We start from the raw sequence: 13,985 nt of genomic DNA on the forward strand, positions 1-13,985 counted from the left end.
GTCAGTTTTCGCGGCTGCCGAACAGGGCCGTGCCCACCCGCACCGAGGTGGCGCCCAGGGATACAGCGGTCCCGAAGTCCGCGCTCATGCCCATGGACAGCCGCGCCAGGCCGGTTTCGGCGGCGAGCTTGGCCAGCAGGGCGAAGTGAAGACCGGCGGGCTCCTCGACGGGCGGAATGCACATCAGCCCGTCGATATCGAACCCGTATTGCTCGCGCATGCGGGCCACGAAACCGGCGGTCTGCGCCGGCAGCACGCCGGACTTTTGTTCCTCCTCACCCGTATTGACCTGGACAAACAGGCGCGGCGTGCGGCCCTGCGCGTCCATCTCCTTGCGCAGTGCCCTGGCCAGCTTGTCCCGGTCCAGGGTTTCGATCACATCGAAAAGCGCGACCGCCTCCGCAGCCTTGTTGGTCTGAAGCGGGCCGATCAGCCGCAATTCGAGGTCAGGCCAGTGACCGCGCCGGTCCTGCCAGCGTGCCTGGGCCTCCTGAACCCGGTTCTCGCCGAAAACCCGCTGGCCCGCGGTCAGGGCCGCGTCGATACGGGCATCGCTCTGGCGTTTCGAGACCGCCACCAGGGTGATATCACTCGGCTTTCGCCCGGCCTGGCGGGCGATGTCACCGATCGTGTCCATGAGGGCCGCGCGGCGGCGGGCGATATCGGAGGAGGCAGTCATGACGCCGCCATATGACGCAGTGCAACGCTTGGCAAGACAGGCCATGCGGGTTCGCGGCAGCGCGGCGGGCGCCCTGCCGCCCCTGATTGCGCTGACCGATCCCGCCCGGACACCGGACGCGGCCGGGTATGCCGCGGGCCTGGAGCCCGGGAGCGGTCTGATCTACCGGCATTTCGGCGCCGATGACCGGTTCGAGACCGGCCGCGCACTCGCCTCCATCGCCCGTGAACGCGGCCTCGTCCTGCTGGTTTCCGCCGATCCCGAGCTGGCTGACGCGATCGGCGCGGCCGGCTTGCACTGGCCCGAGACCCGGCTGGCCCAGGCCTTTGCCCGGCGCTGCCGCGGCGACCGCCGGCCCTTTACGTCAGCCGCGCATTCGCCGCTCGCGCTGGCCCGGGCCCGGGCGTCAGGGGTGGATGCCGCGCTGTTTTCGCCCGTTTTTCCAAGTGCCAGCCCCAGTGCCGGGCGCGCGAAAGGGCTGTGGGCCGCCGCCGCCGCCGCACGGCGGGCCGCACTTCCGGTTTACGCACTCGGCGGCGTCAATACGCAGACGGCGGCGCGGCTTGAAAATCTCGGTTTTTCGGGAATTGCCTGTGTCGGCGCGATCAGAAGCGCAGGGCCGACTCGAACTTGATTTCCGGCTCGCGCCGGTCCTCGTCACGCTCGCGCAGGGTGAAATATTCGCTGTCCGGCGAAGCAAAGCGCAGTTCGCCACCGAGACGGAAGCGATCGCCCAGATTGACAAAGGCACCGGCGGAGAGATCGTCGCGCTGGAACCGGGTGTCGGAATGTTCCTCAATCCCCAGCGTGATACCCCAGCGGCCGCCGGACGGCTGCCAGTCGAACGTCTCGATTTCCGCCAGTCCGGGATGCGGCGCCTCGTTCATCGACAGGGTGAAGGCTTCGTACCAGGGAGTTTCCGCTTCGGTCGGCGCATCGGCTTCCTGGGAGATGGCCGGTGCAGTGCACAGGCAGAGGGCCGTCGCCAGAACGGCCACGGACGCTTTTCTACCAATCATGTCAAACGGTTGTGCCCGCCGACGCATGGCTACATCTCCCTCACACGGGTCCAATTTATCGCATCAGCCGGATCCACCCCAAGAAGATTCTGCCGCCGCACATACAAAATCCGGCGGCCTGTGGCGGATTTGTCAAAACTGCCAGCCAAGTTCGAAAAACCCGCCAAGCGTGTCGCGGTCCTGTTGACCGCGCCCGCCGGGTACCGCGACCGGCCCGGACCGGGTCATCGTCTGCACACCGGCACCGGCTATCCAGCGCTGCCCTATCAGGCGGGATCCGCCGATCTGCCAGCTATCCCCGTCGACATGCACCGCATTGTCGCTGAAATCCGCATGCTCCAGCGTCAACAGCCAGGGCCCCGTCTCATACCCTGCGGACACAGCCCACGCCGTGTAGCCCCTGTCGTTCCCAAGACCATTGTTGGCCGCAAGCCCGCGTACGCCCGCGGACCAGGCACCGCGGGTCCATGACAGACCGGCATCGAGGGATTCGAGGGCGCCGGATCCGGGGCGGCCGGTGGCATCCTCGCCCTTAGCCGCGGAGACGCTGGCCTCCCATTCATGCCCGCCCCGGCGGATCGCATAGTGCACGCCGAGCTCGAAGACATCGTCGAAGACCGGGCTGACCAGACCGGCCGGACCGTATTCGCGGGCGCAGGCATCGACGCCGCAATCGCGCACGGACGGCGTGAAGGACGCCGCCAGGCGCAGCGTGCCCACACTGCTTTCCTGACCCAGGGCGACGGATCGGAAGACCAGTTTGAAATCCTGGCCGGAGATGTGACTGATCGTCCGGGCCCCGGACAGAAGACCGGTATTGACCCGGCCTCCATCGGCACGGGTCAGGCGAAAGGCCGCAGGCCCGGCTGCCGGATCGAGCCGTGCCGCGCCGTCGGCCCGCCCCAGGCGGACCTCTCCCCAGCCGGTGTCGTAGAAAAGATAGGCCGTATCCAGCGTGCCGCGCGTTTCCGGGCCACCCGCAGGGAGCCCCGCCGCCCGAAAGCCGGACACAGGTCCCGCCACATCGGGACAACCGCCCGTATCGGGCGGGCAATCGCCAGCCAGCCCGCCCCAGGCGCGCCGGCCCGTATCGCGCCGCAGCCGTCCGCCCAGGACCAGTCCATAGCGGCGTCCTCGGCCGGTAAAGCTCTCGAATTCGATGTGGCCGTCGATATCGTAGAGGAGGGCCGCATCGCCATCGCCGGCGCGGACCACCGTTCCGGCATCCAGCACGAGCCGTGCCGTCTGCGTGTCGAAACCGTTATCGCCGGAAAAACCGTTGCCCTGGGGGAATGCCGGCGGGGCCGCAAGTGCTCCGGACAGCGCTGCGACAAATATCGCGCTTGATGTCCGCACCATAGCTCGCGGTCCCGCCGATCGGCCCCGTCCCCCCGGACGTCGCGCCTTACAGGAAGTTAAGCGGCCGCGCCGGTCAAGCGCCTCGACCCGTCCGTTCACGTCTTCGCGAGCAATTGTTGCTCTGGTGCCACGGTTGTGCGGGGTGCCTTTCGGCGCTGGCGCATGCGGCATCGCATGTTATACAAACCGTTCAAGCAAGGAGCGCATCCGCGCTCACGGTTCTCCCGCGTGTAACCGCCGTTAGTTTCGAAGGAGTCTCGGCATATGCCCGACCGTCGGATTCTTGGAGTGGCCCTTTTTGCCGCCATTCTCTTTGTGCCCGCCTGTGCGTCGAACGATGCGGCAGAAGAGTCGGCCACCGCGAGCGAGCAGCGCTCGGGTCTGCGCCTGCCCTCCCTGCCCAATCCGCTGGGCGGCAATCGTGTCACCGAGGTCGAGGGGATTGGCGTCAACGGCTATCTCTGGCGCGCCAGCCTGGACACGATTTCCTTCATGCCCCTGGCCGAAGTGGATCCGTTCGGCGGCGTGATCATCACCGACTGGTATGCCAACCCGCAGATGCCGACCGAGCGCTTCAAGCTCACGGTCTATATCCTGGATACGCGGCTGCGCGCCGATGCCCTGGCCGTCAATGTCTTCCGCCAGGTGCGCGAGGAATCGGGCGGCTGGATCGATGCCCAGACCAGCGAACAGACCTCCTACGATATCGAGAACGCGATCCTGACCCGCGCCCGCCAGCTGCGCATTTCCCAGCTGGAAGACTAGGCGCGCAGACCGGCTTCGCTGCGAGACAAGATCATGAGCCGATACAACCCCCGCGAGGCCGAACCGAAATGGCAGGCGGCCTGGGCGGAACGCGATGCGTTCAGGGCGCACGGGCCCGGCGCGGACAGCCCCAGGCCGAAATACTACGTGCTGGAGATGTTCCCCTATCCTTCCGGGCGCATCCATGTCGGCCATTCGCGCAATTACACGATGGGTGACGTCGTGGCGCGCTACAAGCGTGCCCGGGGTTTCGACGTATTGCATCCGATGGGCTGGGACGCGTTCGGCCTGCCGGCGGAGAATGCCGCCCGCGATCGCGGCGTGCATCCGGGCCAGTGGACCTATGACAATATCGCGGTGATGCGTGACCAGTTGCAGCGCCTGGGTCTCGCGCTGGACTGGAGCCGGGAAATCGCCACCTGCGATCCGGACTATTACAAGCATCAACAGGCCATCTTCCTGAAACTGCTCGAGCGCGGCCTCGCCTATCGCAAGACCGCCAAGGTCAACTGGGATCCGGTCGATCAGACCGTTCTGGCCAATGAGCAGGTGATCGATGGCCGCGGCTGGCGCTCCGGCGCGCTGGTGGTGCAGCGCGAACTGGACCAGTGGTTTTTCAGGATCACCGACTATGCCGACGAGCTAACCGATGCGATCGACGGACTGGAGCGCTGGCCGGACAAGGTCCGCACCATGCAGTCGAACTGGATTGGCCGTTCGCGCGGTGCGGAGGTTCGCTTTCCCCTGCTCGATGCCGATCTGGCGGCCAGGTTCGGCCGGACGATCGACGTCTTCACCACACGCCCGGACACGCTGTTCGGCGCGTCTTTCCTAGCGCTTGCGCCCGATCACCCCATCGTCAAGGCGCTGGCCGAGGACGATCCTGAAATCGACCGCTTCTGCCATGAATGCGCCCGCATGGGGACATCGGAAGAAGAGATCGAGAAAGCACCCAAGCGGGGCGTGGATCTGGGGATAAAGGTTCGTCATCCCTTTGACGAAAATTGGGAAATCCCGGTCTGGACGGCCAATTTCGTGCTCTCGGGCTACGGCACGGGCGCCATTTTCGGCTCGCCCGCCGGCGACCAGCGCGATCTCGACTTTGCCCGCAAGTACGGTCTCCCCGTCACGCCTGTCGTATTGCCCCCGAACACCGATGCCAGCACGCACACGATCGAGGACGAGGCCTATACCGGGCACGGTACCATCTACAATTCGAAATTCCTCGACGGGCTGCCAACCGAGGATGCGATCGAACGGGCCATCGAAGAACTGGAAAGCCGGGAGCTGGGCAAGGGTGCCACGAGCTACCGTCTGCGCGACTGGCTGGTTTCGCGGCAGCGCTATTGGGGCTGCCCGATCCCGGTTGTGCACTGCTCCGATTGCGGCGTCGTCCCGGTGCCGCATGACCAGCTGCCGGTGAAACTGCCTGAGGACGTCACTTTCGATCATCCCAGCAACCCGCTGGAACGGCATCCGACCTGGAAACATGTGGACTGTCCGGAGTGCGGCAAACCGGCGCGGCGGGAGACCGACACGCTGGACACATTCGTCTGCTCGTCCTGGTATTTTCTGCGTTTCGCCTCGCCCTTCAGTGCGGACAAGCCCTTCGAGGCGGGCGATGTGGAACACTGGCTGCCGGTCGATCAGTATGTCGGCGGCATCGAACACGCCATCCTGCACCTGCTCTACGCCCGCTTCTTCACCCGGGCTCTGAACGATAGCGGCCTGATGAACATGGCCGCCGGCGAGCCCTTCGCCGGCCTGTTCACCCAGGGCATGGTGACCCATGAGACCTACAAGTCCGCCGAAGGGAAATGGTTGTCCCCGGACGAGGTCGAGTATCGCGACGGCAAGCCGGTCGAGATCGCCACGGGACGGCCCGTGACGGTGGGCGCCATCGAGAAAATGTCCAAGTCGAAGAAGAATGTTGTCGACCTGGATGCCTTCATCGAGAGCTATGGTGCCGATGCCGCGCGCTGGTTCGTGCTGTCCGACAGTCCGCCGGAGCGCGATGTCGAATATACTGACAGCGGTGTCGAAGGCGTGTGGCGTTTCATCCAGCGACTGTGGACGACGGTGACCGCACTGCCGGAGACGGCGCCGGGGCCCATGACTGAGGCCGACATCGCCTCGGGAGAAGCGCTCGACATCCGGCGCTCTGCACACAAGGCCCTGAAGTCCGTTACGGAATCCATCGAGGGTTTTCGCTTCAACTCCGCGGTTGCCCAGGTCCACGATCTGGTCAACGTCCTGCGCAAGTACGAGCCGGCGGACCCGGTGGGCATTGCGGCCAAGGCCGAGGCCCTGGGCATCCTCGTTCGCGTGATTGCACCGTTCGTTCCGCATCTGGCGGAAGAATGCTGGAGCCGGCTGGGCGGCGAGGGACTGGTCATCGACGCGCCCTGGCCCGAAGCCGATCCGGCGCTGCTGGTCGAGGATACCGTGACCCTGCCCGTGCAGGTCAATGGCAAGCGCCGCGCGCAGATCGATATCGCCAAGGGCATGCCGGAGGATGAAGTGAAATCCGTCGCTCTCGCCCTGGACGGGGTGGTACGCGCCACGGAAGGGCTTACTGTGCGCAAGGTAATCGTGGTACCGGACCGGATCGTCAATATAGTCGCGGGTTAGGACGGATGCGAATGAGCCGTTTTCTGCTGGGCAGTCTCGTCATGTCTATCGGGCTCGCGCTCGGCGGGTGCGGCTTCACGCCGATGTATGGACGCTCCGGGGTCGCGGAAGATCTGTCCGAGATCCGTGTCGAGACCGGCCAGGACCGCATCGATTTCCTTTTGCAGGAAGAATTGCTGGATACGATGGGCGCCCGTCATGCCGGCGGTCCCTATACACTGCGCACGGAAACCTCGCTGTCCTCGACCGGTCTGGGCGTCGGCGCCGATGCGATCGTGACGCGATTCGCGGTCCGTCTGAGCGTGAATTACGAACTTCTCCGCGATGGGGAAGTCGACCCCGTCCTCAGTGGCAATGCCGTCGGCGAAGCCTCCTACGACCTGTCACGTTCTGTCTATGCCTCGCTGGTCTCCGAACAGGACGCCGAGGAACGCGCGGCCAGGATCGCAGCCGACCGGATCACGACACAGCTCGCGCGTGCGCTGAACGATATGGAGACGCCGTGAAGGCCAGCGCGCGAGAGGCTGACGCCAGGGTCCGGCGTCCCGATCCGGCCATCAAGGCCTATCTGATCTACGGCCCGGACCGGGGCCTCGCGCATGAGCGCGCCTCGACGCTGATCAAGGCCATCCTGTCCGACCCGGACGACCCTTTCGCACTGACGCAGCTGACCGAGGACGATCTCAAGTCCGACCCGGCCGCCCTCGCCGATGCGATGGCGGCGATGTCGCTGACCGGCGGCCAGCGTCTCGTCCGGGTGAGGCTGACCGGCGAGACCGGGAGCGGTCCGGTTGTCGAACTGATTTCGGACCTGGAAAGCGGCGCTCTCGCGCCGGAAACGGTACTCGTGGTCGAGTCCGGCGATCTAACGCCGCGAGGAAAGCTTCGAAAATCCTTCGAACCTGCAAAAAACGCTTTGTCTATCGCATGTTACGCCGATACTGCCCAGTCACTCGGAAGTCTCGCAGATGGCATACTTGAAGCTGCCGGTCTGACACTTGCTACTGATGCGCGTAATGCCTGGCTGCCGCGGCTCGAGGGAGACCGGGCGCTGGCGCGCGGCGAGATCGAGAAACTGGTTCTCTACAAGGGGCTCGCCGGCCAGCGCGAGCCGGGCGACGACCTCGTTACCCTGACCGATATCGAAGCCATTGCCGCAGACCAGGGCGAGGCCCAGATCGATGCGGTAATCGAGCCGGCCTTGCTGGGCCGTCTGGCGGAGGCCGACAAGGCCTATATCCGTTCGATCAGTGCGGGTGGAAGTGCGGTCGGAATTCTGCGCGGCCTGCAGCGCCGGCTCGACCAGATCGGGGCGGTGCAGAGTGCCGGCGGCGGCGATGCCGCGATCGCACGCGCCGGGGCGCCGCGCTTCGGACCGCCGGCCAATGCCTTCAAACAGCAATTATCGGTCTGGCGCGGCCGCCGTTTGGAACATGCCCGCCAGCTCGCCTTCGAGGCGGAACGTCAGGTTAAGCGATCGGGCAGTCCGGCCGAAGCGCTGGTCAGCGAGCTTCTGCTGCGTCTGGCGCGGGGCGCCACCCAGATACAGCACTAGGCCGCACCGCGATTCTCGCCGGAAAGGCGGCGGCAGACATCGTCGAGCTGTTCCAGCGTCTTGTACTGTACCCGGATCTCGCCGCCCTTGTTTCCGTGACGGATGTCCACGGAAAGGCCGAGCCGCGCAGTGATATCGGCCTCCAGCGCCCGTGTGTCGGCATCCTTGTCAGCCTCCTGACGATCCGGGCTGGCCTTGGTCTCGGGCGCCGTGCCGGAATGGGCGTCGCGTGCAAGCTTTTCGGCTTCCCGCACGGACAGTCCCCTGGTGACAATCAGGTGCGCCAGGGCTTCCGGATCCGGCGCCGAGGCAATGGCGCGGGCATGGCCGGTCGATATCTCGCCCTTGGCAAGATATGTCAGCACGCCCTCGGGCAGCGCCAGAAGGCGCACCATGTTGGCAACATGGCTGCGGCTTTTGGAGACCGCGCGCGCAACATCGTCCTGGGTATGACCGAACCGGTCGATCAGCTGCCTGTAGGCATGCGCCTCTTCGACCGGGTTGAGATCGGCCCGCTGAACGTTCTCGACTATGCCGATTTCCAGCGTTTCCCGATCGGTCAGCTCGCGCACCAGTGCCGGCACTTCATGCAGCCGGGCCCGCTGGGCCGCACGCCAGCGGCGTTCTCCGGCGACGATCTCATAAACCTCGCCATCGCCCTTGACCGGACGCACCAGGATCGGCTGGACAATGCCCTTTTCAGCGACGGATTCCGCCAACGCGTCGAGTTCACTCTCGGTAATCGACTTGCGCGGCTGGTCGGGATTCGGCCGGACCAGTTCGATCGGTATCATGCGAACGCCGTCGCGGGCCGTACGCGGTGCTTCGCCGCCCTCGGCAGGCGGGCTGTAACCTTCCGTCTCGCTTTCACCGAGAAGGGCGGAGAGGCCACGGCCCAGGCGGCGGTTCTTTTCGGTCGATGTCATGCGGCTTCACCCTGCGCTTCACGGCGACGCTTGCGCTCTTGCTGGACGATTTCCTTGGCCAGGCCGATATAGGCCTGCGATCCCGTGCAGGAGAGATCGTAGAGCAGCACGGGCTTGCCCACGGACGGCGCTTCGGAGACCCGCACATTGCGGGGGATCATGGTCTTGTAGACCTTGTCGCCGAAATGCTCGCGCACATCCGCCGCGACCTCGGCGGAGAGATTGTTGCGGGCATCGTACATGGTCAGGACCACGCCCTGGATGTCGAGCCGGGAATTGAGGTGGCCGCGCACACGGTCGACCGTGCGCAATAATTGCGACAGGCCTTCCAGGGCAAAGAATTCGCACTGCAGCGGAACCAGAATCGAGTCAGCAGCTGTCAGGGCGTTCACGGTCAGCACATTCAGTGAAGGCGGACAATCGATCAGGATATAGTCCAGCCCGTCCTCGTCATGACTGAGCGCCTGCAGGCTCTTGTCGACGGCGCGCTTCAGCCGGTAGGAGCGGCGTTGATCGTCGGCCAGTTCCAGCTCGACACCGGAAAGAAGTACATCGGACGGCACGATGGAGAGGCCGGGCACCACGGTCGGGGTCAGTGCGGATTTCAGGGGATCGCCCTCTATCAGCACGTCATAGGAGGTCAGTTTGCGCTCGCTCGGCGGCACACCCAGGCCGGTGGATGCATTGCCCTGCGGATCGAGATCGACAATCGCTACCCTTTGTTTGATAGCGGCGAGGGCCGTGCCGAGATTGATGGCTGTGGTGGTCTTGCCGACACCGCCCTTCTGATTGGCGATGGCAATGACGCGGGGCGCTCTGCGGCGCTCTTTTTCATCGGACACGCTCGACCTCATTGATGCGCAGGATCACACCGTCGCTGGTCTGACTGGGTATGACTTCATGGTCGAATGTCCAGCTTTTGCGCGCCTCGGTCAATTCATCCCGGTAGTGACGGCCCTTGAAGAAGAGGCCATCGGCCCCGTTTTTCAACAGGGGGGCGGCATATCCCAATAATTTATTCAGGGGTGCAAACGCGCGCGCCGTGACCAGATCGAAGCCCTCCGCCGGATCCAGGGTTTCCACGCGAATCGATCTGGCCTCGGCATCGAGGCCGAGCTCTCCGATCACCTTGCGCAGAAAGGCACCCTTCTTGCCGACCGAGTCGATCATCACGACACGCGCCGTCTGGCCCCGCTCACGCAAGCCGAGCGCCAGGGCGATACCGGGAAACCCGGCCCCTGCGCCGAGATCCGCGATCAGCCGGGCGTCGTGCGGCACATGCTCCATCAGCTGATAGCTGTCGAGAGCGTGGCGCTCCCAGAAACTGTCCAGCGTGTTGCGGCTGACCAGATTGGTGTGTGCGCCGGTTTCCACCAGAAGCTGGCGCCAGCGTTCGAAGGCATCGAGTGTTCCACGTGAAACACCGGTCGTCTCCGCAAACGTCGCCGGTGTCACCTAGCTCGCCTCCTTGCTGAGGCGCTTCACGTGCGCCAGGACAGCGGTCAGGGCACCGGGTGTGACCCCCTCGATCCGGGCCGCCTGCCCCAGGGTTTCCGGACGCGCCGTGTCCAGCTTCTCGCGCGCCTCGTTGGAGAGGCCGCCAACCCGGGCATAGTCGAGATCGCGCGGAATCCGCACGGCCTCGTCCCGCCGGAAGGCGAGAATGTCGGCCTGCTGACGGTCGATATAGCCCGCATAAAGCGCGTCGATCTCGACCTGTTCCACGACAGCCGGATTCATGTCGTTCAACTGGGGCCAGATCTGCACGATATCGGGCCAGCCGATATCGGGATAGGCCAGCAGCTCCGGAACGGTGCGCCGCTTGCCGTCGGCATTGACCGACAGCCCCTGCGCACGCGCCTCGTTCGGAGTCAGGCTCAGGGCCTGAACCTGGCTGCGCGCCGCATCGAGATCTTCCATTTTCGCAGCGAAGGCTGTTTCACGTGAAACGGAGGCCGCGCCCAATTCCATCGCCTTCGGCGTGAGCCGCTGGTCCGCATTGTCGGCCCGCAGGGTAAGCCGGTATTCGGCGCGCGAAGTGAACATGCGATAGGGTTCCGAGACCCCGCGCGTGATCAGATCATCGATCATCACGCCGATATAGGCATCCGACCGGCTCAACACGAAGGGCGCGCGCCGGGCCGAGGCCAGCGCGGCGTTGAAACCGGCCATAACGCCCTGGGCGGCGGCCTCTTCATAGCCCGTGGTGCCGTTGATCTGACCCGCCAGCCACAGACCGGGAACCGTACGCACCTGTAGGGTCGCATCCAGTTCGCGCGGGTCGACATAATCATATTCGATGGCATAGCCGTAGCGCTTCACCTCAACCCGTTCGAGGCCCGGCAAGGTCTTCAGAAATGCGTCCTGGACCGCATCGGGCAGCGAGGTCGAAATGCCGTTTGGATAGACCGTGTCGTCGTACAGACCTTCCGGTTCCAGGAAGACCTGGTGGCTGGTCCGGTCGGCAAAGCGCACCACTTTGTCCTCGATCGAGGGACAATAACGCGGACCGCGGCCTGCGATGGCGCCGCTGTAGACGGCGGAATGCTCCAGATTGTCGGCGATTATCCGGTGTGTAGCCTCCGTCGTCCGCGTGATCGCACAGGTAATCTGCGGCACTGTGATCCGCCCGGTCAGGAAGGAGAAGGGCACGGGCGCATCGTCGGCGGCCTGTTGCTCCAGCGCGTCCCAATCGATGGAAGACCTGCGCAGGCGCGCGGGCGTACCTGTCTTCAGGCGGCCCATGCGCAGCTTCAGTCCGTAGAGGGTTTCACCCAGCCCGATGGCCGGCTTCTCGCCAACACGGCCGGCGGGAATGCGCTCGGCGCCACGATGAATGATGCCGCGCAGAAACGTGCCCGTCGTCAGCACCACGCCATCCGCGTGAAATTCCCGGCCCGTCTCGTCGACGACACCGACACAGCGCTCCTCGTCCAGGATCAGGTCCTCGACCGCAGCCGCACGAATTTCGAGATTTGGTGTAGCGCTCAATTCGGCCTGAATGGCGGCCTTGTAGAGCGCCCGGTCGGACTGGGTGCGCGGCCCGCGCACAGCCGGCCCCTTGGACCGGTTCAGCAGCCGGAACTGGATGCCCGAGGCGTCGGCCACCCGCCCCATCACACCGTCAAGCGCGTCCACCTCGCGCACGAGATGCCCCTTGCCCAGACCGCCAATGGCCGGATTGCAGGACATCTCGCCGATTGTGTCGAGCTTGTGGGTGAGAAGCAGGGTCTTCGCGCCCAGGCGCGCAGAGGCCGCCGCGGCTTCGCAGCCAGCGTGTCCGCCCCCGATGACGATGACATCCCAATGCTTCATGACGGGTGATCCCGGCCGCGCTCGTCTGCTCAGTGAAAAAGGCCGGCCTACATAATGCCGACAGGGCCCGGAGTCGAGGGGGCCACCCGGTGTTTCACGTGAAACACTTTATCGCGGCCTACTTGCCGATGCAGAACTGGCTGAAGACCCGATCCAGAATGTCTTCGACATCGACACGGCCCGTCAGGCTTTCCAGAGCGCGGACCGCAAGGCGCGCATCCTCGCCCGCCAGTTCCGGCGCATCCGCCAGTCTCTCCCGGCAGCGCTCCAGGGACGCCAGAGCCGATTCCACTGCGCGCCGGTGACGTGCCCGGCTCAGTGCCGGCAATTCCTGCGCACTCAGACGATCGCGAACGATGGACTCGATCCGGGCCTCGAGCGCGTCCACGCCCTGGCCGGACTTCGCGCTCAGCCGATAGGCCCCGTCCGCATTCCTGTCCGGCGCCAGGTCGAGCTTGTTCAGCACCAGAAGATCGTCGTCCTTCAGCCGTCCCTGAAGGTCGAGCAGGTCCTTTTCGGACCGGGCGTCCACGACACCGATGCGAAGATCCGCATTGTCGGCCCGGTCCAGGGCCCGGCGCACACCCTCCGCTTCGATCGCATCGACCGCCTCGCGCAGACCCGCAGTGTCGGAGATGATCACCGGGAAGCCGGCCATGATGACCCGCACCTCCACCACATCCCGCGTGGTGCCGGGTATGTCGGTCACAATCGCTGCCTCGCGCCGCGCCAGCTTGTTGAGAAGCGACGATTTGCCCGCATTCGGCGCGCCGATCAGGGCGATGGAAAAACCGGTGCGTACGCGTTCCCCGCGCCGGCCATCGTCGAGATGCGCCTGCATCGACGTGATCAGCCGGCTCAGCGGCGCATAGGCCACGTGTGACAAGGCATCGGGAACATCCTCCTCGTCGGGAAAATCGATCTCGCCCTCGATCGACGCCATCGCCGAGATCAGATCCCCGCGCCACCCGTCATAGAGCTCGCGCAGCGACCCGGACATCTGCGCCAGGGCCTGCCTGCGCTGACCCTCGGTCTCCGCCTCGATCAGATCGGCCAGCCCTTCCGCTTCCGTGAGATCCAGCTTGTCGTTCTCGAAGGCACGCCGCGTGAACTCGCCCGGTTCGGCCGGGACCGCCCCGGCTTCGTCAAGCGCCGCCAGTATGGCCTCTATGACCGCCGGCCCGCCATGCACGTGAAACTCGGCGCAGTCTTCGCCGGTGAAACTCGCCGGGGCGGGAAACCACAGAACCAGCGCCCGGTCGATCATCGACGCGTCGGCAGCCCGTATCGTCCGCAACGCCGCGCGGCGCGCCTGGGCCCGCGGCAGCCCGGCCAGCGCGTCGAGCATTCCGCCCGCCCCCTCGCCCGACAGCCGCACCACCGCCACACCGGACCGGCCGGGCGGTGTGGACAGGGCATAGATTGTCGTGTTCACGGCCTTACCGATCCTTGTCCGACCCCGCCGCAGTGCCCGAGGCGGTCCGCATGAGGTCCATGAACTGGTTCGTCATCTGACCGCCGAAAGCGGTCCACTGACGCATCAGCACATCCGGATCCAGCTGTTCCATATTCGCCTCGGCGCGCCTGACCATTTCGGCCATGAGCGTCTCGTTCAACGCGGTCACGTCGGGCAGCCCAAGAAAGGCGCGCGCTTCCTGGGGAGTGCAATCGATCTCGATATTGACCTTCATGGCCGCCTCGCTTGATGGTGCCGATCCCAGCACTCAATAGGAGCA

Annotated in this window: 14 protein-coding genes; 5 read left to right on the plus strand and 9 right to left on the minus strand. The window is 65.3% G+C overall.

All coding sequences use genetic code 11. The annotated features are described in order from the left end of the window. Position 1 precedes the first annotated feature (1 nt). Positions 2–679 carry a YggS family pyridoxal phosphate-dependent enzyme gene (locus Q1U94_RS05765; protein ID WP_300542643.1) on the minus strand — a complete coding sequence of 226 codons (678 nt, stop codon included), beginning with the start codon at positions 677–679 and terminating at the stop codon, positions 2–4. Between Q1U94_RS05765 and Q1U94_RS05770 the strand changes: the two genes are divergently transcribed. Next, a complete protein-coding gene (locus Q1U94_RS05770; RefSeq protein ID WP_300542644.1) occupies positions 678–1,313 on the plus strand; it encodes a thiamine phosphate synthase in 636 nt (211 codons plus the stop codon). The two genes, Q1U94_RS05765 and Q1U94_RS05770, sit on opposite strands and share 2 nt — an antisense overlap. Here the strand turns inward: Q1U94_RS05770 and Q1U94_RS05775 are convergent. Together Q1U94_RS05775 and Q1U94_RS05780 are read right to left on the minus strand one after the other, a co-directional pair. Continuing rightward, the gene (locus Q1U94_RS05775; protein ID WP_300542646.1) at positions 1,285–1,677 is read right to left on the minus strand and encodes an NtrZ family periplasmic regulatory protein; all 393 of its coding nucleotides are present in this window, start codon (positions 1,675–1,677) and stop codon (positions 1,285–1,287) included. The two genes, Q1U94_RS05770 and Q1U94_RS05775, sit on opposite strands and share 29 nt — an antisense overlap. Before the next feature lie 153 nt (positions 1,678–1,830). Continuing rightward, on the minus strand, positions 1,831–3,057 hold the full coding sequence (locus tag Q1U94_RS05780; RefSeq protein ID WP_300542647.1) for a porin: 1,227 nt from the start codon (positions 3,055–3,057) through the stop codon (positions 1,831–1,833). A 264-nt stretch (positions 3,058–3,321) separates the two neighbouring features. Between Q1U94_RS05780 and Q1U94_RS05785 the strand changes: the two genes are divergently transcribed. Genes Q1U94_RS05785 through holA form a run of 4 tightly spaced genes read left to right on the plus strand, consistent with a single transcriptional unit; the run spans position 3,322 to position 8,008 of the window. Then, the gene (locus Q1U94_RS05785; protein WP_300542648.1) at positions 3,322–3,822 is read left to right on the plus strand and encodes a DUF3576 domain-containing protein; all 501 of its coding nucleotides are present in this window, start codon (positions 3,322–3,324) and stop codon (positions 3,820–3,822) included. A gap of 33 nt (positions 3,823–3,855) precedes the next feature. After that, positions 3,856–6,453 carry a leucine--tRNA ligase gene (gene leuS, locus Q1U94_RS05790; protein ID WP_300542650.1) on the plus strand — a complete coding sequence of 866 codons (2,598 nt, stop codon included), beginning with the start codon at positions 3,856–3,858 and terminating at the stop codon, positions 6,451–6,453. Between the two features lie 11 nt (positions 6,454–6,464). Further along, complete coding sequence (gene lptE / locus Q1U94_RS05795; RefSeq protein ID WP_300542652.1) at positions 6,465–6,959, plus strand: LPS assembly lipoprotein LptE; 495 nt, start codon at positions 6,465–6,467, stop codon at positions 6,957–6,959. Further along, a complete protein-coding gene (gene holA / locus Q1U94_RS05800; protein WP_300542653.1) occupies positions 6,956–8,008 on the plus strand; it encodes a DNA polymerase III subunit delta in 1,053 nt (350 codons plus the stop codon). Before lptE ends, holA begins: the two co-directional genes overlap by 4 nt. On the opposite strand, the gene Q1U94_RS05805 is transcribed toward holA, so the two are convergent. From Q1U94_RS05805 to Q1U94_RS05830, 6 genes are all read right to left on the minus strand, one after another. Then, on the minus strand, positions 8,005–8,934 hold the full coding sequence (locus Q1U94_RS05805; RefSeq protein WP_300542654.1) for a ParB/RepB/Spo0J family partition protein: 930 nt from the start codon (positions 8,932–8,934) through the stop codon (positions 8,005–8,007). The two genes, holA and Q1U94_RS05805, sit on opposite strands and share 4 nt — an antisense overlap. Continuing rightward, the gene (locus Q1U94_RS05810) at positions 8,931–9,788 is read right to left on the minus strand and encodes a ParA family protein (protein WP_300542655.1); all 858 of its coding nucleotides are present in this window, start codon (positions 9,786–9,788) and stop codon (positions 8,931–8,933) included. Before Q1U94_RS05810 ends, Q1U94_RS05805 begins: the two co-directional genes overlap by 4 nt. Continuing rightward, entirely contained in the window at positions 9,766–10,389 is a 624-nt protein-coding gene (rsmG, locus tag Q1U94_RS05815) for a 16S rRNA (guanine(527)-N(7))-methyltransferase RsmG (protein WP_300542656.1), read from the minus strand. The genes Q1U94_RS05810 and rsmG overlap by 23 nt, the downstream gene beginning before the upstream one ends. Next, positions 10,390–12,249, minus strand: coding sequence for a tRNA uridine-5-carboxymethylaminomethyl(34) synthesis enzyme MnmG (gene mnmG, locus Q1U94_RS05820; protein WP_300542657.1), 1,860 nt, complete (start codon positions 12,247–12,249; stop codon positions 10,390–10,392). A 118-nt stretch (positions 12,250–12,367) separates the two neighbouring features. After that, positions 12,368–13,684: a tRNA uridine-5-carboxymethylaminomethyl(34) synthesis GTPase MnmE gene (mnmE, locus tag Q1U94_RS05825; RefSeq protein WP_300542659.1), complete on the minus strand. Its 1,317-nt coding sequence runs from the start codon at positions 13,682–13,684 to the stop codon at positions 12,368–12,370. Positions 13,685–13,688: 4 nt separating this feature from the next. Next, positions 13,689–13,940: a DUF6489 family protein gene (locus Q1U94_RS05830; protein WP_300542660.1), complete on the minus strand. Its 252-nt coding sequence runs from the start codon at positions 13,938–13,940 to the stop codon at positions 13,689–13,691. Between the last annotated feature and the right edge of the window lie 45 nt (positions 13,941–13,985).

Origin of the sequence: Maricaulis sp., from assembly GCF_030149515.1 — a bacterium.
In the GTDB taxonomy this organism is placed as follows: domain Bacteria; phylum Pseudomonadota; class Alphaproteobacteria; order Caulobacterales; family Maricaulaceae; genus Maricaulis.

Coding starts and splice junctions, on each gene's coding strand:
- Q1U94_RS05765 (WP_300542643.1), bottom strand. CDS start 679: ATGACTGCCTCCTCCGATATCGCCCGCCGCCGCGCGGCCCTCATGGAC.
- Q1U94_RS05770 (WP_300542644.1), top strand. CDS start 678: ATGACGCCGCCATATGACGCAGTGCAACGCTTGGCAAGACAGGCCATG.
- Q1U94_RS05785 (WP_300542648.1), top strand. CDS start 3,322: ATGCCCGACCGTCGGATTCTTGGAGTGGCCCTTTTTGCCGCCATTCTC.
- leuS (WP_300542650.1), top strand. CDS start 3,856: ATGAGCCGATACAACCCCCGCGAGGCCGAACCGAAATGGCAGGCGGCC.
- Q1U94_RS05805 (WP_300542654.1), bottom strand. CDS start 8,934: ATGACATCGACCGAAAAGAACCGCCGCCTGGGCCGTGGCCTCTCCGCC.
- Q1U94_RS05830 (WP_300542660.1), bottom strand. CDS start 13,940: ATGAAGGTCAATATCGAGATCGATTGCACTCCCCAGGAAGCGCGCGCC.
- Q1U94_RS05780 (WP_300542647.1), bottom strand. CDS start 3,057: ATGGTGCGGACATCAAGCGCGATATTTGTCGCAGCGCTGTCCGGAGCA.
- lptE (WP_300542652.1), top strand. CDS start 6,465: ATGAGCCGTTTTCTGCTGGGCAGTCTCGTCATGTCTATCGGGCTCGCG.
- mnmG (WP_300542657.1), bottom strand. CDS start 12,249: ATGAAGCATTGGGATGTCATCGTCATCGGGGGCGGACACGCTGGCTGC.
- Q1U94_RS05810 (WP_300542655.1), bottom strand. CDS start 9,788: ATGAGGTCGAGCGTGTCCGATGAAAAAGAGCGCCGCAGAGCGCCCCGC.